A 26,962-nucleotide genomic window follows, 5' to 3' on the forward strand; every position below is an offset into this window, starting at 1 on the left:
CATCTTGAAACGTTTTAATTCGTCCCCGCCTGTCCCTGGAGGACTGATGGAAGACAGCAAGCCCGGCTTCGACCGCAGAGATTTTCTGAAGTTCAGCGGTGGTGTCGGTATGGCGTTGGCGCTTTCGGGTGTGGCCGGGGCCGGCGCGGCCGAGGCGGCACCGGCGTCGAGCGTGGCCGACAGGTTCGTGCGGGCGCAGCACGCGTTGCTGGATGATCCGGAGGGCAAGTACCGGCCGGGGACACGCTGGTGGCTGGCCGAGGGGCTGCACACCGACGCGACGATCAAGGCCGACATGAAGCTGCTGCACGAGATGGGCATCGGCTCGGTGGAGATCGTGTGCATGCCCGAGCCCAATGTGGACAGCGACCTGGCCGGCACGGTCTTCGTGAACAACAGCACGGGCAAGACCCCGCGGCAGATCTACAGCTGGGGCTCGCAGGAGTGGAAGAACGACACGAAGCTCATCATCGAGCAGGCCAACAAGTACGGCATGGGTTTCTCCATGACCAGCGGCACGCACTGGGCGAACGCGAACCTGCCCATCGAGAACCTCACCTTCGACGACGACGGCGCGGGCAAGGCCCTGGGCTACGCCATCCACACCACCACCGGCGGCACCGCGTTCACCGCCACCCTCAGGCGCTCGGTGATGACCGTGGCCGGCACCCGACGGCAGGACCTGATCGCCGTGGTCGCCATCCAACGAGCACCCGGCAACACCGGCACGGTCACCGCCGACGGCAGCATCGCCGGCACCATGAGCTACACCGACACATCGGTCGTCCTGACCGGCAACGTCACCCTCAACGGCGCCCCCGTCACCCCGGCCACGATGAACGACCCGACCGGCAAGGCGGCCTACGCCCTGAACTGGACACCGCCGGCCGGCACCGGAACGTGGGACATCTACGCGTTCTGGATGCAGGCCACCGGCCAGGCGCCCACCCCGTCGGCCACGACGAACGTGACCATCAACTACATCGACCCCGCCGGCATGCAGGACTTCATCTCCTACTACCGCAACCACGTGTTCAACGACACCGAACTGAAGAACGCCATCATCGCCAACGGCCGCGGCGAGATGTACATGGACTCCCTGGAAATCGACACGACCAACTCCAACGGCGGCGAGTTCTGGGGCACCACCCTCATGAGCGAGTTCCGCAAACGCCGTGGGTACAGCCTCGAGCCCTATCTGCCGTACGTCCTGAGGAAGGACGGCCGGGCCGGCTTGACGTCGTTCCTCGTCGCGGGTGCCGACCAGGCCAGGGTGACCAAGGTCCGCAACGATTTCTTCGAAACGATCACCGACATGTACACCGACAACGTGCTCAAACCGCTGCGGGCTTTCCTGCACGACGAGATGAACATGAAGCTGCGGGCCGAGATCTCCTACAACGTGGGCTACGAGATCACCACACCCGCCCAGGGCGTCGACTACGTGGAAACCGAGTCACTCGATTTCGGCAACCAGCTGGACTCGCAGCGGACGTTGGCGGGCGCGGCCCACACCCACGGGCTGCGCTACTCCAGTGAAACCGGGGCGATCAGCGGCGAGAACTACACCTGGGGACAGGACCGGTTCATGCAGATCATCAACACCCAGTTCGCTTCCGGCGTGAGCCACACCGTGTTCCACGGCTATTCCAGCATTTCCGGTGCCGACTCCAGTGACCCGTCGAAGCCGTGGGACGGCACGTACTGGCCGGGCCACGAAGGCATGTACTCGCGGTACTCGGAGCGGTGGGGACCGCGCCAGCCGGAGTCCACCCAGTACACCGACTACCTGCCGATGATCGCCCGCACCCAGGCCGTGCTGCAGCAGGGCAAGCCGCAGATGGACCTGGCCGTGCTGCGCACCGACTACGCCTTCAACAGCGACCACCCCCACCCCGATTTCATGCGGCACCGCAGGGCGAACTACTTCAAGGATCTGGAGCTGCAGGACAACGGCTACACCTACGACTACTTCGCCCCCGAGATCCTCGAGGGCCGGAGCGTGCGCTACGACAAGCACGACGGCCTGATCCCGGAAAACGTGGGCTACCAAGCGGTGGTCATCTACCAGGACTCGATCCGGCTCAAGAGCGCCGAAGCGATCTACCAGCTCGCCCAACGCGGCTTGCCGGTTGTCGTCGTCAACGGACTGACCGAGACGGTGGGCGCAACCCGCAACCACTTCAACGCCAAGGCGGCGGTCCACACGCTCGGCAACGAAGGCACCGACGCCGATCTCGCGAAGGTGATGGCACGCCTGAAGAAGCTCCCGAACGTCCGAGAGGTCAACGCCAACGTTCCGCAGAGCGCGACCACCCCCGACCCGGCAGACCCGGACTACGAGCAGAAGTACTACTACGGCAAGACCGGCGTGTACGGCGCACTGCAGCGGCTCGGCGTGCGGCCCCGGGCCGAATACACCAAGCCGAACCAGAACGTGCTGACCACCATGCGCCGGACGAAGGACACGCTGTACCTGTGGGCGTACAACTTCATGGAGAAGCGGGGTGACTACTTCAACGAACCCATCGACGCCGAGACCGTGACCACGACCATCAGCGTCGCCGCGGTGGGCAAGCCCTACCGCATCAACACCTGGTCCAGCGCCGTCGAGGCCCTCGCCCTATACCAGACCACGGGCGGCCGCACCTCGTTCGACGTGACCCTCGCCCCTGGCGAGACCACGGTGATCGCCCTGGACCTGAAGAACAAGACCGCCGCTCCCCTGCGCAACACCACCGCACCCCAGACCATCGTCACCGCCGACGGCGCGGCCCTCCTCGCCACGACTTCAGGCACCTACACCGCGCGGCTCGCCGACGGCTCCACCGTGACGAAGAAGATCTCCGTCCCCGCCGATGTCGACCTGACCAACGCGCCGTGGAACCTCGTGCTCACCAGCTGGACACCGGGCGAGAAGAAGACCCTGACCGAAGCACGCCAGGGCTACACCACCAAGGAGGTCTACTACACCACGAACAAGACCGACATCGCCGTCGGCACCACCCGCCTCATCCCCTGGAAGGACATGGCCTTCACCGCCCAGCAACCGGCCACGGTCTCCGGCGTCGGCACCTACACCACCACCTTCCGCCTGCCCGCCTCCTGGAACGCCTCCAACGGCGCCTACCTCACCATCGGCTCCACCGGCGGCGCCCTCGCCCAGGTCTGGGTCAACGACCACAAGATCACCGGCTACGACTTCGTCGCCGGCCGCGTCGACGTGAGTGCAGCGTTGAAACCCGGTACGAACACCGTGCGGATCGAAGTGGCCAGCTCGCTGCGCAACCAGATGCGAGCCCTGGGCTACCCCGACCTGCCCGCGGCCACCACCGTCGCCGGCGCCGTGGCAGCCTACGGCCTGCAAGGCACCGTCACACTCGACACCTTCACCACCGCGATCGTGGACCACCCGGGCCACTGATTCTCGGGATGGTCCCGCCGTGGTGAGCGGCGGGACCATCCGTGCGTCAGGAAATTCCGCCGAGGTCAACGGTGCGCGGCCGCCCAGGTCCGATAGGCAGCGACCGCCGTGGGCAGGGTCGGGAAGATCAACGCCTCCCCCACCTGGTCGACCAGCCCGGCCGCGAGCAGGTCGTCGCGCAGGTCCTGTTTGACGCGCGCCAGCGCGAACACGACGCCGCGACGGGCCAGTTCCGAGCGCAGCCGGTCGAGGGCGTCCGCGGCGGTGACGTCGATTTCGACGTTGGCCTCGGTGTTGAGCACGAACCACCGCACCGGGTCGGATTCGTCGCTGCCGGCCGCGGCGAGAGCGCGGTGGCGGAAGTCCTCGGCGTTGGCGAAGCACAACGGCGCGTCGTAGCGGTAGACGACGAGCCCCGGTTCGGTCGCGGCCTGCGGGTAGTCGTCGACGTCGTGCATGCCGGCCAGGCCCGGCACGGTGCCGAGTATCCCGTCGTGCGGGCGGGCGATCCGCCTCAGGAGATCCAAGATGGACAGTCCGACCGCGGCCAGCACCCCGTAGATCACGCCGAGTCCGAGCACCCCGGCCGTGGTCAGCAAGGCGAGCAGGAGCTCACTGCGCCGGAACCGGGCGAATCGGCGCAGCTCCTTGACGTCGACCAGGTACGTCGCCGCGAAAACGACCAGCGCGCCGAGCGCCGCCTGCGGGAACTCGGCCAGGACAGGTCGCGCGAACAGCACGACCAGGATGACGGTCACCAGTGCGACGAGCGAGTACACCTGCGTGCGGCTGCCCGCCGCCGACCCGAGCGCCGTGCGGCTTCCGCTGCTGCTCACGGGAAATCCGTGCAGCAGCCCGGCGGCCACGTTGATGCCGGCGAGCGCCCGCAGCTCCTGGCCGGGATCGACCTCCTCGTCCCGGCCTTCCGCGAACGCCCGCGCGGTGAGCACGTTGTCCGAGAAGGCGACGATGGCGATACCGACAGCGGGCAGCACCAGCTGCCCGACCTCGGTCAACGAGAACCCCGTCACCGCAGGGGGCAACCCGGCGGTCAGCTCACCGACCACTTCGATGCCGGGCGGCTGCACCGTCGCCACGAACACCGTCGCGCCGGCGACCGCCAGGAGCGGCCCGGGCACCCGGGGTGCGAACCACCTGAGGAGCAGCAGGACGAGCAGGACCGCGGCCGACAGGACCACGGTCGGCCACTGCACCAGCTCCAGCTGGGAGAAGAACGACACGAGCTCGGCGCCGAACCCCTCGCCCTCCACGGGCACTCCGGTCACGTTGCCGAGCTGATCCACGACCATGAGCGCCGCGATTCCCGCCAGATATCCGGTCAGCACCGGCTTCGACAGCAGCTCGGCCAGCACGCCCAGCCGGGCCAGTGCGGCCACGAGACACAGGACACCGACCAATACCGCGAGCACCGCCGCCAGCGCCGCGTAATGCCCGGGGTCACCCACGGCGATCGGAGCCAGCACGGCCGCCGTCATGAGCGCGGTCGTCGACTCCGGCCCGACCGACAGCCGGCTGGACGAGCCGAGGAACGCGTAGACGCCCAGCGGTCCCACCGCGGCCCACAGCCCGGCAACGGGAGGCAGGCCGGCCACCTCGGCGTAGGCCATCACCTGCGGTATCAGGTAGGCCGCCACCGTCACACCGGCGAGGACGTCGCCACGCAGCCACGCCCTCCGGTAGCCGCCCAGCCTCGCGAGTCCCGGCAGGACGGCGGAGACCTTCATCCCATCGAGGATGCTCGCCGCCCCGCCGCGGCGAAGCGGCCGGAAGTCACCGGACCACCGGGACTTCCGGCCACCGCGCCCGCGGCTGGCGGCGACGAGCGCGCGTCGATCACCTCGCCAGGGCCATCGGTACGGTGGGCATCCTCATCGGGCTCCGGTCCCCGCCGGAGCCACGGCCGGCTTTCCCGCGATCGCGCGTGCCCAGGCGCGGATCATCGGCCAGTCGCGGTCGTCGTGCGGGCCCGCGCAACGCGGTAACGACCGCCCGCTCGGGAAACCACAGCCTCGCCCGCTCGATCCGGCAGCCGAAGAGCCGGTGCTCGCGGGCGCGGGTGGTGACCATGACCGGATTCGTCGGGCGGTGACGAAATCGGGACTGTCCACACCTGTTGGGTCCGGGTGGTCAACGATACTCCACAGTGGACTGTCGACGTCGCAAGGAAAGCAGACAACGGGCGGACCGAAGCTCAGCGCTGGCTCGCAAGTGGCGAGATCCGCAGCGCGACGCGGCCGCGGCGGTTCACGTGGACCGGCTCCCCGGCCGGACGACCGCGACCGGGCATGCGGAGTGCACCAGAAGAGCCCGGCTGGTGGAACCGAGCAGCAATCCGCTGAACCCTCCGCGCCCACGGCTGCCGACCACCACGAGCTGGGCGTCCGCGCTGCGCTCGAGCAGCGCGCGCACCGGCCGGCCGCGCACGACCACCACGTCGACGCGCAGGTCGCGGAACTTCTCGCGCCACGGCGCGAGCTGCTCCTCGACGAGCCGGCGCTCGGCGGCGGCGACGTCCTGCGCGCGGGCGCCCCCTTCGCGCATCGAACCGTCCGGCCTGATCTCGTTCCCCGGGTGGACCGCCACGAGTGTGGTGCCACGAGCGAGGGCCTCTTCACAGGCGAAGCCGAACGCGTCGGCGCTGTCCGGCGAACCGTCGAGCCCGACGATGACCGGCCCCGCGGCGGGCGGCGGGTCGTCGGGCTCGCGACCGCGCACCACGACGACCGGGCAGGGAGCGTGTGCGGAGACCGACACCGCGGTCGAGCCGAGCAGCAGCCCGGTGAACCCGCCGAGCCCCCGGGAGCCCAGCACGAGCAGCTCGGCGTCGGCGCTGCGCCGGAGCAGTATGCCCACCGCCGAGCCCTCAGCGACGACCCGCTCGATCGGCAACGAGGGCCACCGGGCGAGCACCGTGGCCGCCGCCTCGGCGACACCCGATTCGGCCCGCGACCGGAAGCCTTCGCGCACAGCAGTCACCGCCATGCCGGAGATCCCCGGTGACGGAACGACGTACGCCTGCACGAGCCTCAACACGCTGCCGCGGCGCGCCGCCACCGCGCCCGCCCACACCGCGGCGTGCACCGCCGACACCGAACCGTCCACGCCGGCGAGCACCCCGCGGTCGTCAAGTCCGGACACCGCCGACACCCCCACCGGCGCGCCATGGGGCACGCAAGCGCTCGAACCACGTGCGGTCACATTCGCGCACGGTGTTCTCGGTCAGCACGATGGCGTCGGTTCCGGCGAACACGGTCGAGACGTAGTCGTCGGCGAGCCGGCGCACCGTGAACGTCCCGGCGCCGCCTTCGGCGGTCCTTCCCCCCTGTTCGGGCAGGTCGATCCGGGCACCTGTCACGACGAACCAGTCGCCGGGTCGTGCGCGCATCACTCCTCCTCGGACTCGGTGCCGGAGCCGTCACCGCCCTGGACGGCACCGGCACCGCCTCCCCGAACGCCCGAGCGGCCCGCTGGTGCGACCGTTCGAGCGGCTGTGCCGCCGAGGTGACCAGCGTCGCTGCCCCGCACAGCTCGGCGTGCCACCACGGCGGCTCACTCCACGATCGCTCATCACAAGCGGGCCGGTCAGGGCCTGAAGTCACTTCCCCGGGGGACGAAAGCGCGCTCCCCGAGCGCGGGGCTTTCCCGGGCGGCGGGTTCCCCACCCTGCCGAAGATCAGCCGGCAGACGACACGGCGTGAACGGCGGCAGCCAGGTCACCCCGCACACTCAGCTCTTCCGTGAGCCCGAGCAGGTCCAGGACGCGCACGACCTGACGGTTGCCGCTCGCGACGGCGACGGTGGTGTTCTCGTGCGCGGCCCGCCCGCGGACGGCGACCAGGCTCGTGATGCCGCTCGAACCGAGGAAGCCACTGCGGACCCGCGGGTGGGTTGTCCAGGCAACGCTCCTTCGGCAGCGCCGAGGGGGCCGCCGGAGTGGGGTGGCCCAGCTTGGCGAGAAAGCCGGAGCTGCTGGGGTGCCGACCGCGAACACGCCCATGATGTCGACGATTACCTGCTCGGAACCGGTTTCGACGAGCGTTTCGAGCAGCTTCTCCATCACCACCTGGCTGCGCGCGGAGTCCAGCGTGCCGATCAGGGGCACCGCGAGGACGCCGTCCCACAGGTTGATCACCGGGGTCGTCAGCTCGAGCAGCTGTTCCGCTTGTTCCTTGCTGATCTCCTCGCGGAACAGGGCCGGGTCGTCGTCGGTCTCGGTCAGCTCGAACACCGCGCGCCTGAGCGCGAAGACGCTCGACGCGGTCTCCGACGGGCTGAACCCCTGGCGCGCGCGGTTGCGCGACAGCTCGGCGAGCAGCGCCTCGGCCTCGCCGAACCGCTCCCCGTCGATGCTGTCACCGTCGGCGGCCGATGATCGGCTCGACGGACACCAGCAGCTCCCGCAGATCACGCTCGAGCTCCACCGTGGTGAGCCGACCGCGCACGCCCGTGACGGCCACCTCGACCCACCGGGCGAGCAACCGCTCCCGATGCTCGCGCACCGGACCGGGCAGCCGGCCGACCCGTCCCTCGCCGGCAGTCATCCCGAACCTCCTCGTGCGTCGACGGACCGAACGCGAAGCCCAGTGCGGTGAGCGCCCGCACCGGCGGATCGGCCCCTCCGACGGACATCGCCCGTTCGGCGGCCCGCGCCGCGAGCCCGTACCCTGAGCGGGGCCACTGCGGCCATTCGCCAGGCGAAGGGAGGTCGGCAACGATGGATCAAGCGAACTCCGCGGTGCCCTTCGGGCTCCGGCTGTCCCACGACCGGGTCGGCGCCGTCCGCATCGTGCGCGCCGCCGGCGAAGTCGACGCGGCGACGACGGAGGCACTGCACGAAGCCGCCATGGTCGGCAGCGGTGACGGGCCCACCACGCTGGTCCTCGACCTGAGCGAGGTCACGTTCCTCGACTCCGCCGGGCTCACCGTGCTGGTCCGGGTCGAGCGCAAGCAACGGGCCCAGGGCGGCACGCTCGCCGTCGTCACCCGAAACCGCGCCGTGCTGCGTGTCCTGGAGATCACCGGCCTGGACCGGTCACTCACCATTCTGTCCGATGTGGACGAAGCACTGGCCTGATTCAGCGGCCGAGGTCCACGTCGAGCACGGTTTCCGCCCACACCGTCTTGCCGGTGGCGTTCGGCGCCTGTCCCCAGGAGTGGCTGAGGGCATCGACCAGGTACAGCCCCCGGCCGCCCTCCGCGGTCGGCGTGCGGGGGCTCGCGAACTCGGCGCTGCCGTCGGACACCTCGACCCGGACGAAACCGCGGCGATGCCGCAGCCGCACCGCGACCGGAGGACCACCGTGCTTCAGCGCGTTGGACGCCAGCTCGTCGAGCACCGCGATCACGTCGTCGACCTGCTCGGCGACCGCGTGCCTCAGGTGCTCCCGGGCCCAGCTCCTGAGGTGCGCCAGCTCGTGGACGGAGCCGCTCAAAGCAAGAGTCACCGACTCCGGCTCCATTCCGCCCCCTTCGGGTGATGCCCCCACGCCGGCCCCCGGACTGGCGCGCGTTCCCGGCTCGGAGTACCCGCGAACTGACGCCGCAAACCGTCCGACCGCACAGTAGCCGAGCACTGCCGCTGTCGATCGCGACGGGGTGGTTCGGTGTCGAGGTGCCTGTTCCGCCGCTGGTCAGCCGGCGAGCGCGACCGCGATTCGCTCGCCGTCGCGCCGCAGCACCACCCACCCGTCGGCCGCGCGCTCGATGTCGTAGCCCACGCCGAGGTACCGGTCCAGTTCCTGATCCAGTTCCCAGCCGCCGGCGACGTGGTGGACCGGCTCGTCGATCGGCAAGCCACCGAAGGACTGTGCGGGGTGGCTCATGGGTTCTCCTCCACTTCGGACGCGAGCGATTCGAGGCGGGAAGCGGCCGAATGAGCTCGTCGGCGGGTGTGGATTTCACCGTCGGTGGTGATTCGAGGCCACGCGGCTCACCGGATTGGGCTAGGTGCGAAGTTTTTTCGTTTGCCCGAACCGGGTTTGCTCCGTCTCGGTAGCGGGTAAGCCGACCGGCCTTCGGCACCGCGGCCGGGAATGCGTACCCGAAGCGTCCGTTCGGGACAACGGGGACAACCGCTCTTGCCGCGTCAGGCCGGCCTTGCCTAGGCTGGGCCGGCCGTGGTGCTCGGGAAGCCGGTGTGGAACCGGCGCGGCCCTCGCCACTGTGATCGGGAAGGTCCGCTCCACCGCGACTGCGAAAGGACCGAGCCACTGGGACACCGCGTCCCGGGAAGGCGGAGCGCACCGTCGGACCCGTCAGCCAGGAGACCGGCCACGGCACCGGAAAACCTTCCACGAGGTGCTGGAAAGGCGGGCGGATGCGCGCACGTGAAGTGGTGTCGACGGTACTGGGCTCGCGGGGTGACCGCCTGCGGCTGGCCGGGGTGTTCGGGGTGATCGCCCTGCTGCACGTGGTCGCGTGGGGCGTGCTGCTCCTGCTGGTGGTGCCACGGCATCTGACGGTCGGTCACGAGGTGTTCGGCATCGGCCTGGGGGTGACCGCCTACACGCTGGGCCTGCGGCACGCGTTCGACGCCGACCACATCGCGGCCATCGACAACACCACCCGCAAGCTCATGGCCGACGGCAAACGGCCCGTCTCGGTCGGGTTCTGGTTCGCGCTGGGCCATTCGACCGTCGTGCTCGGGCTCGCCATGCTCGTCGCGCTCGGCGCCAAGGTGACCGGCACCCTCACCGACGACGACTCCGGTGCCCACCGCGTGCTCGGCATCGTCAGCACCGGTGTGAGCGGGCTGTTCCTCTACCTCATCGCGGTGCTGAACCTCGTGGTGCTGCGAGGGATCTTCCGGCTGTGGCGAGGCATGCGCCGTGGCGAGCTGGACGAAACCGCGCTGGAGGAACAACTCGCGCGGCGCGGGCTGATGAGCCGGCTGCTGAACCGGTTCACCCGGGCGATCACCCGCCCCGGCCAGATGTACCCCGTCGGCCTGCTCTTCGGCGTCGGCTTCGACACCGCGACCGAGGTGACGCTGCTGGTGCTGGCCGGCGCGGGCGCCGCCGGCGGGCTGCCCTGGTACGCCGTGCTCGTGCTGCCGCTGCTGTTCGCCGCCGGCATGAGCCTGCTCGACACCGTCGACGGCACGTTCATGAACTTCGCCTACCACTGGGCCTTCGCCGACCCGCTGCGCAAGGTCTACTACAACCTCACCATCACCGGCCTCTCCATCGCCGTCGCGTTCCTGATCGGCAGCGTCGAGCTGATCGCACTCCTGCACGACGACCTCGACCTCACCGACCCGGTCACCGGCTGGATCGCCGGGCTCGACCTCAACAACGTCGGCTTCGCCGTCGTCGGGCTGTTCGTGGTGGTGTGGGCCGTCGCGATCGCGTACTGGCGGTTCGCCGGGCTCGGGAAGAAGCCCCGGCCCGAGCACGGCTGACGCGCTGGGCACCACCGGTGCCGCGGCACACGATCGTCCTTTGTGGACGACCCGAGGTCCGCGGTTCACCGACGCGGTGCAAGCCCGCTGCCCGTCCTGGCGTGGCAAGCGATCGTGGCCGCGCGATGGTCAGTCGGAGTTCGCCTGGTCGTACTCCGCACGGTGGGCGCGAATGTCGTCGCGGTGGTCGTAGGCCCAGCGGGCCAGCGCCAGCACTGAGCTCAGCAGCGTCTGGCCGAGGGTGGTCAGCGCGTACTCGACCCGCGGCGGCACCTCCGGGTAGGCGGTACGCTCGACCAGGCCGTCGCGGGTGAGGTGCTTGAGCGTCAAGGTCAGCATGCGCTGGGAGATGCCGGGGATCACCTGGTGGAGATCGGTGTAGCGCAGGGACCCGTCGCCGAGTGTGCCGATCACGAGGACCGTCCATTTGTCGCCGACGCGGTCGACGACCCCCCGGATGAGGTCGGCGTCGTCGGCCCAACCGGCGCGGTGGACGAGAAAAGCCAGATACAGGCAATCGACCGAACCGCACCCATCCTGCCGCTGATGCCGTCGACGCCGGCGCGGATGACCCATGACTACGTTCGTCACGGCACTACCAGCTTGTTCGCGGCGTTCGACGTCTCCAGCGGGGCAGTGATCGCCCAGCACTATCGCCGTCACCGCCATCAGGAGTTCCTGCGTTTCCTCAAGCTGATCGACACCGCCGTTCCTGCGGAACTTGACCTGCACCTGGTGCTGGACAACTACGCGACCCACAAGACCCCGCAGGTCAAGAACTGGCTGCTCCGCCATTCCCGGTTCCACCTGCACCTCACCCCCACCAGCAGCTCATGGCTGAAGCTGGTCGAACGCTGGTTCGCCGAGCTCACCAACCGACGAGCCCGCCACAGTCCGGCTGGGCTGGTTCACCAGCGCCGGCACCTGGCTGGTGCCCCGCGCGCTGGCCGCACTGCGCCGCACACACCCGGGCATCACTGTCACGTCGCGCGAGAGCAGCACTCCGGCGCTGGTGCGAGCGTTGCGGGCCGGCACCGTGGACCTCGCGCTGGTTTCGTCACTCCCGCCGTTTCGCCCGCTCGACACCGAAACCCCCGCGCTGCTCGTGCAGACGCTCACCGAACGCGGCCTCCAGATCGCCCTGCCCGCCGACCACCCCCTCGCCCGCGGCGAGTTCGTCGACGCCGCGGACCTGCACGGCCAGCCGTGGATCGCCGGGTCGGCCACCGGCGAACGCGGGGTCATGGGCGTGTGGCCCGGCCTGGACGAACGACCCACCATCGCCCACAGCGCCCGCGACTGGATGGCCAGACTGCACCTCGTCGCCGCCGGCTGCGGGCTGACCACCGCACCCACCGCCCTGGCCCCCGCCGCACCCGAAGGCGTGCGCATCCTGCCCGTCCGCGGCGGCCCCGCCGAACAACGCCGCATCGTCCTGGCCCGACTACCCGCGCCCCTGTCCGAACCGGCCGCACGGCTGTGGGAGGCGTTGAGATCCGTGGTGATCGAGACGGATACCTCGAGCTGACACAGTTCGGGGTGGCCGTCGGCGAGCGGCACGCCGCACCCGGTGACCACTCAGGCGCGTCGGGTGCTGTGCCGCGAACCGCGGATGCCGACGATGCACGACAACGCGAGCACGGCACACGGGACGGCACACCAGAACACCTCCGAGGCACCCGCCCCGTAGGCCGTCTCGACGGCACCGCGCACGGCCGGCGGAAGCTTGGCCAGGTCCGGGATTCCCGCGGGCCCGGGCCCGGAAAGGGTGGCGGCCTCCGTTCGCGCCACGCGATAGCACAGCACGGCGCCCAGTGCGGACAGCCCCCGCGCCCCGCCCAGGGTTCGCAAGAACACCACCAGCAAACTGGCCGCGCCGATGTCCTCGGTGCCGACCCGGGCTTGAACGGTGAGGACCACGTTCTGGAACAACAGCACGACGCCGGCGCCGAAGATCGCCATCAGCACCGCGCAGATCCAGTCATCGGTGCCTCCGGTGATCGTCGGTAGGCTCGAAACGTAAATCTCGGAGTACACTCCAAGGTCCAGGGTGATCCGCGCCTCACCCCGCTCGGGTGGTCAGGACGGCCGCGATCCACGAGGGAGACTCCGCGCATGTTGATCGGCCAATTCGCCCACCGCGTCGGCATCAGCACCGACACGATCCGCTACTACGAGAAAGTGGGCGTCTTCTCCGGCCACCGCGGTGAGAACGGCTACCGGCACTACACCGAGAAGGACGTCGAAACGGCCGAACTCATCGCCTCCGGGAAGTCGATCGGCTTCTCGCTGCGCGACATCCTGGGCTTCTCCCGCGAGATGTCCGAAGGCATCCTCGACCACGCGCGGGCACAAGAGAGCCTGCAGGCCAGGATCGACGTCATCGACGAACGGATCGCGTCGCTGAACCGCGTCCGGAAGCTGGCGCAGCAGCAGCTCGCCCATTGCCGGGCAATGGAAGCGCAAGAGCACTGCGCATGACGCCGCGCGGTATGACGAGCCCGTCAAGTGAGTCCACCGAAGATCAGTCCTGCCGGTAGCCCGCGACCACCTCGTCGCGCGAGAGCACGTCGTCGCCGTAGAGGTCCTGGAGCCAGTTGGTCTGGTAGATGGTGTCGAGGTAGCGCTCGCCGAGGTCCGGGGCGATGGCGACGGCAGTGAGGTCTTGCCCGCCGTGCTCGGGCAGCCAGCGCATGGCGCCGCTGACGACCGTGCCGGTGGAGCCGCCGAACAGGAACCCGTTGCGGGCCAGCCGGTGGCAGCTGCGGATGGTGTCGGCCTCCTCGACGGCGATCACTTCGTCCACATAGGACTCGTCGAGCAGCGGCGGCCGCACGCTCGTGCCGAGCCCGGGGATCATGCGGCGGCCGGGCGGGCCGCCGAACGTCACGGAACCCGCGCTGTCCACGGCGACGATGTGGACCGGCCGGGGCCACTCGCGGAAGTAGCGCGCGCAGCCCATGAGCGTGCCCGTGGTGCCGGCACCCACGAACAGCACGTCGAGTTCCGGGAACTGGCGGGCGATCTCCGGCGCGGTGGTCCGGTAGTGCGCCTTCCAATTGCCCGGGTTGGCGTACTGGTTGAGCCAGACGTAGCGGTCGTCGGACGCGCACAGCTCTCGCACCAGCGCGAGGCGCGCCCCGAGGAACCCGCCGTCGGCGGCGGGCTCCGCGATGATGTGCACGCGGCTGCCCAGCGCCTCCATCAACCGCCGGCTGGCCAGGTTGCAGCGCGAATCGGTGACGCAGAGGAACGGGTACCCCTTGCTGGCGGCCACCATGCTCAGCGCCACACCGAGGTTGCCCGAGGACGACTCGACGAGGATCGAGTCGCGGGTCAGCAGTCCCTGCCACTCGGCGGCCTCCACCATCTCGCTCGCGGCCTTGAGCTTGATCGACCCGGCGAAGTTGAAACCCTCGCACTTCAGGAACAATGAGTGCCCGAAGATCGACTCCAGGTCGACGTACAGCTCGTTGGTGTTGAAGTCCGTCGGATCGGATATCACGGTCACGATGACCCCCTCCCTGGTGGTCCGTCAGCCATAGCGGCGCAGTTCGTGGAAGAAATCCGGGATCACGGTCAGGTCCCCGGCTCGCGCGACCTCGTCGTAGACGTACTTGCCCACCGCGAGGTCGAGCACTCCGAGCCCGAACGGCGAGAACACCACGGGCCGGTCGGCCGGCACCCGGACCCGGCCGGCGAGAACGTCGTCCAGCGTGCCGTCGAGGAACTCGCGCCCGCCCGTGAGCTGCTCGGCCAGGTGCGGCGAGGTGCCGGCCTTCAGGCAGTGCTCGACGTCGTCGACGAAGTTGGCTGTGCTCAGCAGGAGCTCGGGCGCGAGGTCGCGCAGGGAAACGTGCAGCACCACCGGATCGTGGTCGAACCACGACCGCTCGAACACGTGCGGCCGGCCCGCGACGGTGGCGAACACGATCAGCTCGCTCGAACGGATCAGCGACTCCGCCGACTCGTGGACCGTGATCCGTGCGCCCGTCCCCGACCGTTCGAGATACCCGCGGAACCCCGCACTGCTCTCGGGCGACAGGTCGTGCACCCCGATCTCGGCGAACTCCCAGCCGGTGCCGGTAAGGAAGGTGTGGACGTAGCGCGCGATGAGGCCCGTCCCGACGAACCCGACGCGCGCCGGCCTCGCGCGATCCCGGCTGAGCGCAGCGGCGGCGCACGCGGCCAGGGCGGCGGTGCGCGTGGCGCTGATGATGGAGCTCTCCAGGCACGCGAACGGGTATCCGGTGGCGGGGTCGTTGAGGATCAGGACCGCCGACGCGCGCGGGATGCCCGCGGCGATGTTCTCGGGGAAGCTGGAGATCCACTTGAGACCGTCCACTCCCACCGGTCCGCCGACCGAGGCCGGCAGCGCGATGATCCGGGCCGACGGACGATCCGGGAACTGCAGGAAGTACGACGGCGGGTTCACCGTGTCGCCCGCGCTGTGCAGCCGGTAGGTGGCCTCGACCAGGTCGGCGATCTCCGGCTCGCGTCCGGCGAGCGTGCGCCGCACCTGGCCGCCGCCGATCACGGCGAACGGCGGCACCGCCGTCGGCGCGTCGGCCTCGGCGCGGGCCGGGTTGGGTCGGATCGCGGTCATCTCGCACCCGCTTCGGCGCTCGGCGCGAAGGCGGCAGGCCGCACCGGATCGGCGAGCCCGACGAGCACCTCACGGGGCCCTTCGAAGGGCTCCCGGCTGTGCGCGGTCCGGACGTTGTCGACCAGCATCAGGTCCCCCGCTCGCCATGGCTCGCGTGCGGTGTTGGCCTCGTAGGCGTGGTTAAGCAACGCCACCACGTCCGCGCCGATCGGGTCGCCGTTGCCGAAGCTGGTGTTGAACGGCAGCGCGTCGGCGCCGTAGACGTCCACCAGGTAATCGCGGATCTCGGGGTCCATCGTCCATTCGTTGAGGAACGCGATCTGGTTGAACCAGCAGCGCTTTCCCGTGACCGGGTGCGGCACGACGGCGCTGCGCCGCTGCCGCGTCCGCAGCCCGCCGCCGGGCTGCCACTCGACCTCGATCGCGTTGGCGCGGCAGTAGTCCTCGATCTCCGCCCGGTCGTCGGTGCCGAACGACTCGGCGACGGTCGCGCCGATCTCGTCGTTGTAGCTGCGCGTGAGCAGCCAGCCCTCCTGCTCGAAGCGGCCGACGAGGTCCGCGGGCAGCGCGTCGAGCACGGCCGGCGAGTCGGCGACCGCAGTGGCGCCGCCCTCGATCGGCTCACCGAGGCAGGCGAACAGCAGCAGGCCTGGTACTTCGAGGCGGTAGCTCAGCTCGTGGTGCATGCACATCGGCTGGTTCGCCGGCCACGCCGACGACGAGTACACCCCGGCCGAGTAGACGTCGCGAGCAGCGAAGGCCTCGCGGTCCTTCATCAGGCCGGTGGCCAGGCTCTCGAACACCGCGGCGACGGCGGTGGGCTCGCTCAACCCGAGGCCGCGGACCAGCACACAACCGTGCTCGGTCACCGCCGCGCGCAGCGGATCCCGGTGGTCACTCGCCCAGGCGGGCGCACCGGCACCCGGTTCGACCGGCAGCAGCGGCACGCCGCCCGCACTCAGCTGCACCGGAGGGAGCGTTGCCGACGTCGAGGAAACCATGTCTTGTCCTTTCGCGGTCACGTGACGGGCACGGGTTGGGCGGCGCGCAGGACGACCTGCGCTGTTTCGGCCGGGTTGGTGCGCGGGAAGTAGTGGCCGCCGGCGGCGATCGCCCACACGTCGACGTGCTCGGCCAGCAGTCGCCATTCGCCGTGGCGGTCGCGGAAGTCCACGGTGATCGGGTCGTCCTCCGCAGCGACGACGGTGACCGGCGTGCTCAGCTTCGCCGCCGGTGGGTTCGCCAGCGCTGCGGCGAAGTAGCTGTGCGCGGACACGCAGTCGTGCCGGAACGCCGCGCCGACCCGCTCGGCCGCCTGCGGATCGAGCCCGTCGGCCACACCGCTGTCCGCGGCCAGCTCGGCCGCGATGACGAAGTCGCTCAGCCGACCCAGCTCGCTGATCGCCGCCCGCCGTTCGGCGGCGTCGCCGAGCAGCTGCGCCCCCAGGAACAGCCGCCGCACGTCCACCCCGCGCCCGGCGAGCCGCCGGGCTGTCTCGAAGGCGAACGCGGCGCCCGAGGAATGGCCCCACAACAGCACGCGCCGCGGCGCGAGGTGCTCGATCTCCGCGGCGACCCGACCGACCACCTGCACCATCGGCGCGAACGCCTCGCGGTCGGCGGCCAGGTCGTGTCCGGGCAGCTCCACCGCGTAGACCGCGAGCCCGCTGCCCCGCAGTTCCCCGGCCAGCGGCCGGAAGTTCACGGCGTTTCCCCCCGCGTGCGGGAAACAGACCAGCACGGCGTCCGGTGGTCCGGCCGGCTCGGTCAGCGGCTGCAGCAGGTCGTGGGCGCGGGACCGGTCGGCGAGCACCGTGGCCTGATCAGCGGGCACCGTGCCCTGGTCGGCGAGCAGAGCGGCCTGGTCGGCGAGCACCGGATGCCGGGTGATCTCGGCGAGCGACACCGCCCGGTCCAGCGCGACGGCCAGCTTCACCGCCGAAAGCGAGGTGCCTCCGCGGTCGAAGAAATGGTCGTGCCGGCCGATCTTCTCCGGCGCGAGACCGAGCACCCCGGCCCACGCGGCCGCCAGCCGCTGCTCGGCGGGTGTGGCGGGAGCGTCGTGGCCTTCCTCCGCGCCTTCGAGCTCCGCTGCCCACTCAGTGAGCGCTTTCTTGTCAACCTTTCCGTTGGCCGTCAAGGGAAGTTGCTCCCGCCAGTGGAACGCCGACGGCACCAGGTATGCGGGCAGCGAGTCGCTCAGCCGTGCGTGCAGCGTCTCGCCGGGCAGCGCCTCGGCAGCGGAGTAGAAGGCCACCAGGTGCTTGCCGTGGCCCTCGCGCTCGGCGACCACCACCGCACCGTCGCCGACACCGGGCACCCGCAGCAGCGCGTTCTCGACCTCGCCGATCTCGATCCGGAAGCCGGAGATCTTCACCTGGCTGTCGCGGCGGCCGAGGAACTCCAGCCGGCCGCCGGGCAGCCAGCGGCCGCGGTCCCCGCTGCGGTAGAGCCGTTCGCCCGCCCGGTGCGGATCGGGCACGAACGCCGCGCGGGTCCGCGCGAGGTCGTTCACGTACCCGCGGCCCACGCACACGCCGGAGAACACGATCTCACCGGGCGCCCCCAGCGGCACCGGCTGCAGGTGCTCGTCGACGACGGCGACGCGCACATTGTTGACCGGCCGCCCGATCGGGACCCGGTCGGTGGCGGGCGGGGCGTCCATGACCTCGTGGTTGGTGTCGTCGGAGGTCTCGGTGAGACCGTAGGCGTTGACCAGCTTGACGTCCGGGAAAGCCGCGAACCAGCGCTGCACCAGCTCCTTCTTCACCGCCTCGCCGGTCACCGACACACACCGCAGGTCCGGCAGCGGGCGCGGCTTGCCTTCCACGAAGGACAGCACGGCGTCCAGATAGGACGGTACGACCTGCGCCACCGCGACCCGGCCCCGCGCGAGCCGGTCGACGAACCGCTCGGCGTCGAGGATCACGTCCTGCTCGACGATCAGCGTCCGCCCGCCGGCCAGCAGGGGCGCGAGCAGCTGCCACAGCGAGATGTCGAAGCACTGGGGCGCGGTCTGCGCCACGACCTGTCCCTCGGTGATCCCCAGGTCGTCGATCTTGGCGTACAGGTGGTTCAGCAACCCGGCGTGCTCGCACATCGCCCCCTTGGGCTCGCCGGTGGAACCCGAGGTGAAATAGATGTAGGCGAGCTGGCGCGGCGTCACGTCGATCCCGAGGTCGGTGGCGGACCGGCGCTCCCCGCAGGCCGCCTCGACGTGCAGCCGGATCGCGCCGGGCAGCAGCGCCAGCGCGTGGTCCAGCCCCTCGCTGCTGCCGCGCTCGGTCAGCACCAGCTCGCAGCCGGCCTGCCGCAGCGTCTTCGCGATCCGCTCGGGCGGGAAGTGCGGCTCGATCGGCAGGTACACACCGCCGGCCTTCAGCACCGCGAGCACGGCGGTGAGCCAGGCGAGGTTCCGCTCGGTCACCACCGCCACCACGCTCTCCCGGCGCAGGCCCCGGGCGAGCAGCGCCCGCGCGAGCCGGTTGGCGCGCCCGTTGAGCTCGCGATAGGTCCAGCCGCGCTCGCCGTGCACGGCCGCGAGCGCGTCCGGCTGCCGCCGCACCTGCTGCTCGAACAGCTCGTGCGCACGCAGGTCGGGCAGCTGCCGCCGCGGCCCGGCCAGTTCTTCGAGCTGGAACCGCAGCTCGTCGGGGGCGAGCAGGGTCTGCGGCGCGTGCTCGCTGTCCGGGTCCGCCACCAGCCGCGCAAGCGCCGCCACGTGGTAGCCGGCGATCCGGGCCGCGGCGCCGGCGTCGAGCACGTCGCCGCGGTAGCGCAGCCGCACGTCGCCGCGCCGGCCGTGAGTCGTGAACCCGACGCGCAGCACCGCTGTCCCGGTGAGCTCACCGTCGCCGGCGGGGTCGAACACGGTCTCCGTGACCGGCCCGGGGACTCCCAGTTCGCGCCGCAGCTCGTCCACGGGGAACCGCCGGTACGCCACCACCGCCGATTCCCGCCGGTGCGTCTCGAGCACCAGTTCCCGCCACGTGGCCGGCTCGGTGGTCAGGCGGCACGGCACCGTCGCGCCGCCCGCCGACGCGTAGCCGGTGACGACCTCGCGTTCGCCGGTCAGCGCGGCGAGCACCCGGGCGTGCGCGGCGAGCAGCACCGCGCGGGGCGGCACCGCCAGCTCACGCGCCAGCCGGCGCACGCCCGCCACCACCGGGGCGGGCAGCCGCGCGGCGGTCGTCCCCACCCCGGCTGCCGGATCGGGTGCCCAGCGTGGCACCGTCGTGGCCCCGCCGGCCACGAGCACGTCACGCCAGAACCGCGAGTCTGCCGGCTCTCCCATGTGCTTCCCTCCGCTCACCGTGGCCACGGACTCGGCCGCCACGTTCCGTCGGCGACGACCGCCTTGCCGTTCTGTCGTTGCGGGACGCGGCGCCAGGGGCTGGGGCGACGCTTTCCGTTGGTGCCGGTGAAGTGCTCGACGGTCTTGCCCTGGGTGCCTTCGCGCCACCGGTGGCGTCCGCCCGCGGCCCGTCCGTCGCCGTCCCGACCGGGCCGGATCTCCCTCGCCGGGTTGCCTTCCCAACGGGTGTGCGGCGGCATGTCCTCGCCCTTCATCAGGAAGGAGTCGGCGGCGAGCACCGAGCCCTCGCCCATCGTCGCGCCGTAGTGGACCCAGGCACCGACCCCGACGGTGCTGCGCGCGCCGACGGTGATGCGGTCGGCCTTGAAGGCACCGTCCTCCTGGGAATGACATTGGACGTGCGAGCCGACGTTGAGCGTGGCCTCGTCGCCGAACGTCACGAGCGTCTTCTCCGGCATCGCCGCGCCGTCGTCGAACACGCGCTTGCCGACCTTGACCCCGAGCAGCCGCCAGGCCAGGTTCTTGAACGGGGTGCCGTTGAGGGCCTGGACGTACACCGTCGACGCCGCCGCCTTCCAGAACCGCTCGTGGCGCCAGAAGCGGCGGTCGTAGATCGAGCAGTACAGCGGTTGCAGCGGGTGCACCACGATGGACGCGCGTTCCACCAGCGTGAAGTACACGGCGCTGAACAGCAGGACGGCGACCGACGCCAGCGCCACCCCCGACACGCCGAAGCGCGGGTAGAGCGCCACCGTGGCCCAGCCGAGCAGGGTGATCGCGAAGAAGTAGCCCCACCGCACCAGCAGGAACATCACGGCGGTGCCGGCGTTGTGCCGGTTCTTCGCGGCCAGCAGGCGGCGGAACTCCTCGCCCGTGCGCAGGTGGTCGAACTGGTGGTCGCGGGCCACCGTGCGCGGGATCTCGAAGCTCGGGGAGCCCAGCAGCCCCACGTTCTCGCGGACCGGGCCGTCGACCGGCACCAGGACCTTGGTCGCGAGCAGGCAGTTCTCCCCGGTCCGCGCCTGCGAGGGGTAGACGATCATGTTGCCCAGGAAGTTGTGCGCGCCGATGGCCGCGCGCGAGACCTTGAACGACGAGCTGGAGTAATCGGCGTTCACGACCGAGAGCCCGTCGGCCACCATCGTGCCGCTGCCGACGGTGCTCTGGTACGGCGTCTCGTGCTTGATCGCCGTGCCGAAGTTCGAGCCGGTCTGCTCGACGTCGGGCATCCGGTAGCCGAGGTAGCGCAGGTAGTGCACGATCGCGGAGCTGTCGCCGAACACCGTCATGAAGAACTTCAAGTTGGTGATCAGCCGAATCGCCCGCAGGATCGAGTAGCGCAGGGTGTAGAGGCGGTAGACCCGGTCCGGTTTCAGCACAAGGTTCAGCACACGCGGGACGACGGCGACGAACAGCAGCCCGAGCAGCGAAACGCCGAAGAAGATCACGAACGTCACCGCCACCGCGTCGCGGTAGAACACCCAGCTCCCGAACGCGATCGTGGGCGTCCCCAGCGCCGTGGTGAGCTGCGGGACCTTCGCGATGAGCAGGTCGACACCGCCGAGCGCCAGCGGGAGGTACACCAGCAGCGCGGTGAGCAGCTGCGAGACACCGTAGGAGAACCGGCGCACGCGGCCGCAGCGTGCGGGTCCGACCCCGCGATAATCCGCCGTGGCCCGCTGCGCGGGTGACCCGTGCCAGCGTTCACCGGCCGGTACCGTCTGGCCGGGGTGCAGCGACGACACGTGGCCGAGCTGCGCCCCGTCGCCCATCGTCGTGCCGATGTCGAGGACCGACAGCTCCCCCACGAACACGTCCTTGCCCAGCGTCACCGCACCGGTCTGGAGCACACCGGCCTCGGCCCGGTAGCCGGTGAAGAACGCGTCCTTCCGGATCACCGAGCCCGCACCGATCGTGAGCAGGTCCGTGCACACGGGCACGTTGCGGGAGAAGATCGCGACGCCGGGCCCGATCTTCGCGCCCAGTGCCTTCAGGTAGAGGACGTACAGCGGCGAGCCCAGGAACAGCAGCGCCACCGGGTTGCGCTGGACCAGCGTTTTCACGAGCCAGAACCGGAAGTAGCCGAGCGTCCACACGCGAATCCGCCGCGGTCGCCACCGGCCGATGAGCACCCATTTCGCGACGATCGGCAGCACGCACAACCCGATCAGGCTCGCGCCGCCGAAGAGCACCAGCCGCAGGTAGACCTCGAGCAGGTTCGCCGAGGCGTAGACCCACGAAACGCCGCGTACCACCAGGAGTGCGGCGAGGTAGGAATAGCCCAGGAAAGTCAGGAACTGGAGCAGTCCGCAGAGGACGTACAGCGCCGCCCCGGCACGGGGCAGAACCGCCACGTCTTCCGCAGGCGGCTCTTCCGCAGGCTGTTCTTCCGCTGCCGGTTCCGCCTCGACGAGCTCCTCGGTCAGCGCGGTAGCGAGCCTGCGGGCCGTCGGGTTGGCGTAGACGTCTTTCATCGACGCCGAAGGCACGTCCGCCCGCTTGCGGATCCGTGCGCAGAAGTGCGCCATCACCAGCGAATTCGCGCCCAAGTCGGCGAAGAAGTGGCTTTCGGCCGGCACCCGGTCGACCTTCGCCACCTCCGCGAGTACCTCGGCGTACACGCGCTCGGTGCGATCGGGGGTGATGGCGTGCCTGCCACTCCCCCGCTGAGAGTATGCCCGGTCACCCATCAGGAACTCATCGGATTTCCCCCGGACCCGGGCTTGATTTTTCCCACCTGTTTTCTCCCGCCTCGCCGTGCTTCGCCACCCACTGTAATACCCCCCGGCGCGCCAGCCACCCCGAGAATGTTCTTACAGGCAGATTACGCCTCACGCGGTTCGGAGCTCATCGGGAACGTCTTCCGAGATAGTCGCCGACTGCCGTCCACCCCGCCCGAGATCAGCATTTTTTCTCGATCCACCAAGGGGTTTGCATAGGGTGCCGAGGTCGTCGCATGGGGTGCAAGATCCCCGATCGCCGACCACGAGCACGGCCCCCACCTGCCTCCGATCGCGATTTTCTATTCTTTTTTCAACCAGCCGTGCGAGTTCGATCATTCACTATCGCGAATTCGATCTTTACTGTGCGTAACCGCCGAGCCTGCGCGGGAATCAACCGTTGGACGAAATACTCCAACCCACCTCGACCACGCTATTCACGGCGTTGCACGAATGTGATCCCGGGTCCCACCCGGACACACCGGGCGGTGGTCCCGCTGACCGCATTGGCCAGCGGCCGCGGCGGACCTGCAGGTCGGCGCACTCGACAGCCTGGGTGTGGGCCAGGGCGAGCGAGGCCTGGGTGGGCCACAGAACGGCGGTGTTGCGGGCGGCCGAACTGTCCTTTGTGGATGATCTACTTCGCGTTCACCGCGAGCATCGGCGCGAGGAAGTCGGCGACGGCGGCAGCGAACTCGGCCGGCGCCAGCTCGGCCATGTGGTGCCCGGAGTCGATGCCGTGCCCGCGCACGTCGTCGGCCCAGTCCCGCCAGATGGCCAGGGGGTCGCCGTAGAGGTCTTCGAGGTCGTCCCGAAGCGACCACAAGGCCAGAACCGGTTGACACAGCCGGTTTCCCGCGCTGCGGTCGGCCAGCTCGTCGCGCAGGTCCACCGTCAGCCCGGCCCGGTAGTCCTCCAGCATGCCGCGCACCACGTCCGGGTCCCGCGTGGCCGCGCGCCACTCGGCGTGGTTCTCGTGGCCCATCGTTTCGGGATCCCCGCGGTACCACGCGTCGGGATCCGCGGTGATCACGCGCTCCGGCGTGCCCGGCTGGGCGAAGAAGAACCAGTGCCACCACGCCGTCGCGAACTGCGGCGTGATCCGCCCGAGGTGCTCGCTGATCGGCAGGCAGTCCGCCAGCACTGCCCTGGTCACCTGGTCCGGGTGGTCCAGCGCCATCCGCAACGCCAGGTAGCTCCCCCGGTCGTGCCCCACCACGGCGAACCGTTCGTGCCCGAGCCCCCGCATCACCGCCAGCAGCCGACGCGCGCCCACCCGTTTCGCGTGGGGCTCGTGATCGTCCGTGGGCGTGGGCTTGCCCGAACGCCCGTAGCCGGGCAGGTCGGCGCACACCACGGTGAACCCCGCGGCCACCAGCCGCGGCGCCACGCGGTGCCAGGTCGCCGACGTCCGCGGATGCCCGTGCAAGAGCAGCACGGGCGGACCGGAACCCGAGTACCGCACGAAAATCGGCAGCCCCGCACCGTCGACGCACCCAGCGGAGAACCCCTCGAACATGCGACCGGGATACCCCGCGCGCGGGCACGGCACACCCTGCGTCGGGTGGTGGCCGGGAGGTCCTCGTCGATGCCGACGATCCCCGATCACGCTGCGCGTGAGGCGGCCCGGCCTGGCGACCAGGTCGGCGAGCTCGACCTGGCCACCCGCGCCGCCGCCGACGCGACAGGGTGGTTGCCGGCCGAGTCGAGGTAGGCGTGCTCCACCGCGTTGTGTGCAGCACCAGCTCACCGTCGGTGAACGCGCCGCCGGCTCCCCCGGTCCGGCGCGGGTGGCCGACAGGTACCGCGCCGCCCTGACGGCGACCGCACCGGCGGCGGCGGATGCCCGGCCGTGCAGTACTCCACGGCACCGGCGTCCGGATCGAAAATCACCAGGTACACGGTCGCCGCGTGAGCCCCGCGGAGCCGGCCGGCCGCGGCGTCGAGAACGTCGGTGGTCGTGGCGCGGCTGCTCGCGCAGCACACCGACGAACCGCGCGTCTCCGCTGTCGCTGACCAGGTCATACCACTCGATGAGAAGCGCCTTGCGGCCTCCTCTCGAGATTCCCTCATCACGGTGAGCACTCGGTCAAAATCGAGGCGCAACCGAAAAGCGGTAGGTTACTGGTCATGAGCGAGCGCGACGACGACCTTGCGACCGTCATCGACCCCACCGTGCCGAGTACGGCCCGGGTCTACGACGCGGGTCTGGGCGGCAAGGACAACTACGAGGTCGACCGGGAAATGCTGCGCAAGGTGCAGGCCGTGGCGCCCGAGGTGACCGAACTGGCCGTCGTCGCCCGGGAGTTCCTGATCCGCGCCGTCCGCTTCCTGGCCCGCGACGTCGGCATCGAGCAGTTCCTCGACTGCGGTTCGGGGCTGCCCACCGCCGAGAACGTCCACGAGGTCGCACAACGGTCCTACCCCGACGCGCGCGTGGTCTACGTCGACAACGATCCGGTGGTGCTCGCCCACGGCCGGGCGCTGCTGTCCGACAACATGCAGACCCACATGGTCAGGGGCGACATCTTCCAGCCCCGGACGCTGCTGGCCGATGAGACCGTTCGCGGCGAGCTCGACTGGGACAAACCCATCGCACTGATCCACTCGATGAGCCTGCACTTCTGCGCCGACGACCCGGCCGCCGTGCTGCGGGAGTACTTCGACGCCCTGCCGTCAGGGTCGTACCTGGTGTTCAGCCACGCCCTCGACCCCGAAGACGACGAGTACAGCGTGGTCGCCCGCAACATCGAACGCGTTTATCAAGGCGCCTCCTCAGGGCGGATCCACTTCCGCACCCGCGGTGAAATCGCCACCATGCTCGCCGGGTTCGACCTGCTCGAGCCCGGCCTGGTCCAGCCGGCCGACTGGTGGCCCGGCGGCCCGCGCGTGCAGCCGCTCAAACTCTCCGATCACTGCCTGCTCGCAGCCGTGGCCCGCAAACCCTGACCGTGCCCTGATGCGGCGGGGGCGGGCGCGGGCCGCCCCAGGCCAGTCCGCGCCCGTCCCCGCCGCGTCGGGGTCGACACCGATCGACGCGGCGAGCTCGCGAACTGTCCGTCCACTGTGGAGGTACCCGTCGCGGACGTGACGGCACAGCACGGCTTCGGCACGTGCGAGTGGACCATGCCGAGGCCGTACCTGGTGAGCGTGCGGGAATCCAGCACCAGCCACGCCGGCGCGGTCGGCACCGCCTTGTGGGAGCCGTACATCGCGCGCGTGAACCGGTGGTAGGACACTGACTCGTCGACGAACTTGCGCCGCGGGGTTCACCGCGACGATGCCGGGTCCTGCGCGACCCCAGATGTGCGGGACCACCGCGGTCGACCCGTCCAGGGCGACGCCCGATGGAGCTGGGGAACCACAACGCATTGTCGCCGCACGGCGCGCCGAGTTCACGGCCTGGCGCCGGGAGCCAGCGCGCTCGCGTCTCCGGCAAGCCCTCACCGACCGGAGGGAACGTCGACGTCTTCGAAACCATCGACGAACTCACGTCGCAAGCGTGAACCACGAGCGTCGATTGCCTCGCGCACTCCTGCGCCTGAGACGGCCCTGACCACACAGTCGCTGCACGACCGTGTGACATCCATTGATCAACTGTCACAGCTGTGGTGAAGTCCAAAGCAGGGGTCAAAAGGTTCAGCCGGCGGCAAACCACGGGAAGCCGAAATGGCCGGCGCGCATTCAACGACCCCGCACGCGGAATTTCCGTCCACCAGCACAGCGAAACGCGAGGAGAACAGCCGTGAAGCGCATAGCGTCGATTGCCGGAGTGGTCGCACTGGGAGCAGCGTTCCTGACCGTCGGAAGCGTTCCGGCCAATGCCGATCCCTACGACTGCAGCAACTCCAAGCCCAACAACTGGTCCCTCAGCGTCAAGTGCGAGAACGGCACCGGCGAATACCGGGCGTACACCAAGTGCAAAGCCAGCCTGGCTTTCGACTACGTCGATTACGGGCCTTGGGCGCGCGGCGGCAACACGAGCACCGCCGTGTGCATCCGGGCCGGCATCAAGGACGCGGCCGTGGCGCCGCAGGGGGTCCAGGTGCGCTGAGGTTTCGCGCCGGCGAGGCGGGGGCCTCCCTGCCTCGCCGGCGCTCGCCGCGGAGGGTTGATACGGCGTGTGCGAATCCGGTGGCGCGCCACGATCCCGGCTCGCGGACACTGCTGAGCCACGACGAGCAGATGGCGCGGATCGGAAAGGACCTGCCCGCAGTGGCAGCCGCGGTTCACTGCCGACGTGCTCGTGGGTGACGGACAGTTCGCTGTTCTGGTGTGGCACGCGGCCGGGCGGACCGCCGAGCGGACGCTGTCCGGGGTCGGAGTCTTCCGGGTCGTCGACGGGCGCATCACCGACGCCTGGAACTCGCCGACACCATCGAGCCCTGGGGCTGAACCCGCCGGACTGCGGAACCGGCACAAGAGCATCAGCGAAGGGACGAGGTCCGCTCCGGACGGAGGTAGCAAGCGTGAGCAC

Annotated in this window: 24 protein-coding genes, 1 pseudogene and 1 riboswitch; of the genes and pseudogenes, 9 read left to right on the forward strand and 16 right to left on the reverse strand. The window is 70.2% G+C overall.

Annotated elements, in window-relative coordinates:
• The first annotated feature begins 46 nt into the window (after positions 1 to 46).
• A complete protein-coding gene (locus ACWEOE_RS32340; RefSeq protein ID WP_452015885.1) occupies positions 47 to 3,424 on the forward strand; it encodes a glycosyl hydrolase in 3,378 nt (1,125 codons plus the stop codon).
• Between the two features lie 65 nt (positions 3,425 to 3,489).
• Here the strand turns inward: ACWEOE_RS32340 and sulP are convergent, their stop codons facing one another.
• The 5 genes from sulP to ACWEOE_RS32365 all read right to left on the reverse strand — a co-directional run bounded on the left by sulP (position 3,490) and on the right by ACWEOE_RS32365 (position 7,986).
• Positions 3,490 to 5,169 (reverse strand): sulfate permease, encoded by a 1,680-nt coding sequence (gene sulP, locus ACWEOE_RS32345; RefSeq protein ID WP_452015887.1) that lies wholly within the window; start codon positions 5,167 to 5,169, stop codon positions 3,490 to 3,492.
• 520 nt (positions 5,170 to 5,689) lie between these two features.
• Entirely contained in the window at positions 5,690 to 6,583 is an 894-nt protein-coding gene (locus tag ACWEOE_RS32350) for a universal stress protein (RefSeq protein ID WP_452015889.1), read from the reverse strand.
• Positions 6,570 to 6,830 (reverse strand): DUF1918 domain-containing protein, encoded by a 261-nt coding sequence (locus ACWEOE_RS32355; RefSeq protein ID WP_452015891.1) that lies wholly within the window; start codon positions 6,828 to 6,830, stop codon positions 6,570 to 6,572. Before ACWEOE_RS32355 ends, ACWEOE_RS32350 begins: the two co-directional genes overlap by 14 nt.
• Positions 6,831 to 7,118: 288 nt before the next feature.
• The gene (locus ACWEOE_RS32360; RefSeq protein WP_452015893.1) at positions 7,119 to 7,853 is read right to left on the reverse strand and encodes an RsbRD N-terminal domain-containing protein; all 735 of its coding nucleotides are present in this window, start codon (positions 7,851 to 7,853) and stop codon (positions 7,119 to 7,121) included.
• The gene (locus ACWEOE_RS32365) at positions 7,798 to 7,986 is read right to left on the reverse strand and encodes a hypothetical protein (RefSeq protein WP_452015895.1); all 189 of its coding nucleotides are present in this window, start codon (positions 7,984 to 7,986) and stop codon (positions 7,798 to 7,800) included. Before ACWEOE_RS32365 ends, ACWEOE_RS32360 begins: the two co-directional genes overlap by 56 nt.
• 173 nt (positions 7,987 to 8,159) lie before the next feature.
• Here ACWEOE_RS32365 and ACWEOE_RS32370 point away from each other — a divergent pair, with 173 nt between their 5' ends.
• On the forward strand, positions 8,160 to 8,519 hold the full coding sequence (locus ACWEOE_RS32370; RefSeq protein ID WP_452015897.1) for an STAS domain-containing protein: 360 nt from the start codon (positions 8,160 to 8,162) through the stop codon (positions 8,517 to 8,519).
• Position 8,520: 1 nt separating this feature from the next.
• Here the strand turns inward: ACWEOE_RS32370 and ACWEOE_RS32375 are convergent, their stop codons facing one another.
• Positions 8,521 to 8,889 (reverse strand): ATP-binding protein, encoded by a 369-nt coding sequence (locus tag ACWEOE_RS32375; protein ID WP_452015899.1) that lies wholly within the window; start codon positions 8,887 to 8,889, stop codon positions 8,521 to 8,523.
• Between the two features lie 186 nt (positions 8,890 to 9,075).
• A complete protein-coding gene (locus ACWEOE_RS32380; RefSeq protein WP_452015901.1) occupies positions 9,076 to 9,267 on the reverse strand; it encodes a hypothetical protein in 192 nt (63 codons plus the stop codon).
• Positions 9,268 to 9,545: 278 nt separating this feature from the next.
• Positions 9,546 to 9,734, forward strand: a riboswitch (cobalamin riboswitch).
• Between the two features lie 27 nt (positions 9,735 to 9,761).
• Between ACWEOE_RS32380 and ACWEOE_RS32385 the strand changes: the two genes are divergently transcribed.
• Complete coding sequence (locus ACWEOE_RS32385; RefSeq protein WP_452015903.1) at positions 9,762 to 10,844, forward strand: HoxN/HupN/NixA family nickel/cobalt transporter; 1,083 nt, start codon at positions 9,762 to 9,764, stop codon at positions 10,842 to 10,844.
• Positions 10,845 to 10,973: 129 nt separating this feature from the next.
• Here the strand turns inward: ACWEOE_RS32385 and ACWEOE_RS32390 are convergent, their stop codons facing one another.
• Positions 10,974 to 11,258, reverse strand: coding sequence for a winged helix-turn-helix transcriptional regulator (locus ACWEOE_RS32390; protein WP_452015987.1), 285 nt, complete (start codon positions 11,256 to 11,258; stop codon positions 10,974 to 10,976).
• On the opposite strand from ACWEOE_RS32390, the pseudogene ACWEOE_RS32395 reads away from it, so the two are divergent.
• Together ACWEOE_RS32395 and ACWEOE_RS32400 are read left to right on the forward strand one after the other, a co-directional pair.
• Positions 11,259 to 11,759, forward strand: a pseudogene (locus tag ACWEOE_RS32395) (IS630 family transposase); the annotation flags it as partial. It lies immediately after the preceding gene.
• 16 nt (positions 11,760 to 11,775) lie between these two features.
• Positions 11,776 to 12,372 (forward strand): LysR family substrate-binding domain-containing protein, encoded by a 597-nt coding sequence (locus ACWEOE_RS32400; protein WP_452015905.1) that lies wholly within the window; start codon positions 11,776 to 11,778, stop codon positions 12,370 to 12,372.
• Between the two features lie 50 nt (positions 12,373 to 12,422).
• Here ACWEOE_RS32400 and ACWEOE_RS32405 read toward each other — a convergent pair whose 3' ends face one another.
• Complete coding sequence (locus tag ACWEOE_RS32405; RefSeq protein WP_452015907.1) at positions 12,423 to 12,881, reverse strand: hypothetical protein; 459 nt, start codon at positions 12,879 to 12,881, stop codon at positions 12,423 to 12,425.
• 78 nt (positions 12,882 to 12,959) lie between these two features.
• Between ACWEOE_RS32405 and ACWEOE_RS32410 the strand changes: the two genes are divergently transcribed.
• Positions 12,960 to 13,325 (forward strand): MerR family transcriptional regulator, encoded by a 366-nt coding sequence (locus ACWEOE_RS32410; RefSeq protein ID WP_452015909.1) that lies wholly within the window; start codon positions 12,960 to 12,962, stop codon positions 13,323 to 13,325.
• A 43-nt stretch (positions 13,326 to 13,368) separates the two neighbouring features.
• Here ACWEOE_RS32410 and sbnA read toward each other — a convergent pair whose 3' ends face one another.
• From sbnA to ACWEOE_RS32445, 7 genes are all read right to left on the reverse strand, one after another.
• Positions 13,369 to 14,355 (reverse strand): 2,3-diaminopropionate biosynthesis protein SbnA, encoded by a 987-nt coding sequence (gene sbnA, locus ACWEOE_RS32415; RefSeq protein WP_452015911.1) that lies wholly within the window; start codon positions 14,353 to 14,355, stop codon positions 13,369 to 13,371.
• Positions 14,356 to 14,379: 24 nt separating this feature from the next.
• Positions 14,380 to 15,450 carry a 2,3-diaminopropionate biosynthesis protein SbnB gene (sbnB, locus tag ACWEOE_RS32420; protein WP_452015913.1) on the reverse strand — a complete coding sequence of 357 codons (1,071 nt, stop codon included), beginning with the start codon at positions 15,448 to 15,450 and terminating at the stop codon, positions 14,380 to 14,382.
• Positions 15,447 to 16,451, reverse strand: coding sequence for a TauD/TfdA family dioxygenase (locus ACWEOE_RS32425; RefSeq protein ID WP_452015915.1), 1,005 nt, complete (start codon positions 16,449 to 16,451; stop codon positions 15,447 to 15,449). The genes sbnB and ACWEOE_RS32425 overlap by 4 nt, the downstream gene beginning before the upstream one ends.
• Positions 16,452 to 16,468: 17 nt before the next feature.
• Entirely contained in the window at positions 16,469 to 19,744 is a 3,276-nt protein-coding gene (locus tag ACWEOE_RS32430; protein WP_452015917.1) for a non-ribosomal peptide synthetase, read from the reverse strand.
• A gap of 14 nt (positions 19,745 to 19,758) precedes the next feature.
• Entirely contained in the window at positions 19,759 to 22,455 is a 2,697-nt protein-coding gene (locus tag ACWEOE_RS32435) for a Pls/PosA family non-ribosomal peptide synthetase (RefSeq protein ID WP_452015919.1), read from the reverse strand.
• 667 nt (positions 22,456 to 23,122) lie between these two features.
• Positions 23,123 to 24,004: an alpha/beta hydrolase gene (locus tag ACWEOE_RS32440; protein WP_452015921.1), complete on the reverse strand. Its 882-nt coding sequence runs from the start codon at positions 24,002 to 24,004 to the stop codon at positions 23,123 to 23,125.
• A 227-nt stretch (positions 24,005 to 24,231) separates the two neighbouring features.
• Positions 24,232 to 24,558: a SpoIIE family protein phosphatase gene (locus tag ACWEOE_RS32445; RefSeq protein WP_452015923.1), complete on the reverse strand. Its 327-nt coding sequence runs from the start codon at positions 24,556 to 24,558 to the stop codon at positions 24,232 to 24,234.
• 57 nt (positions 24,559 to 24,615) lie between these two features.
• Here ACWEOE_RS32445 and ACWEOE_RS32450 point away from each other — a divergent pair, with 57 nt between their 5' ends.
• From ACWEOE_RS32450 to ACWEOE_RS32460, 3 genes are all read left to right on the forward strand, one after another.
• Positions 24,616 to 25,434 carry an SAM-dependent methyltransferase gene (locus ACWEOE_RS32450; protein ID WP_452015925.1) on the forward strand — a complete coding sequence of 273 codons (819 nt, stop codon included), beginning with the start codon at positions 24,616 to 24,618 and terminating at the stop codon, positions 25,432 to 25,434.
• A 138-nt stretch (positions 25,435 to 25,572) separates the two neighbouring features.
• Entirely contained in the window at positions 25,573 to 25,719 is a 147-nt protein-coding gene (locus tag ACWEOE_RS32455) for a hypothetical protein (protein WP_452015927.1), read from the forward strand.
• A gap of 511 nt (positions 25,720 to 26,230) precedes the next feature.
• Positions 26,231 to 26,539: a hypothetical protein gene (locus ACWEOE_RS32460; protein WP_452015929.1), complete on the forward strand. Its 309-nt coding sequence runs from the start codon at positions 26,231 to 26,233 to the stop codon at positions 26,537 to 26,539.
• Positions 26,540 to 26,962 lie beyond the last annotated feature (423 nt).

It is taken from the genome of Amycolatopsis sp. NPDC004368, from assembly GCF_053602515.1.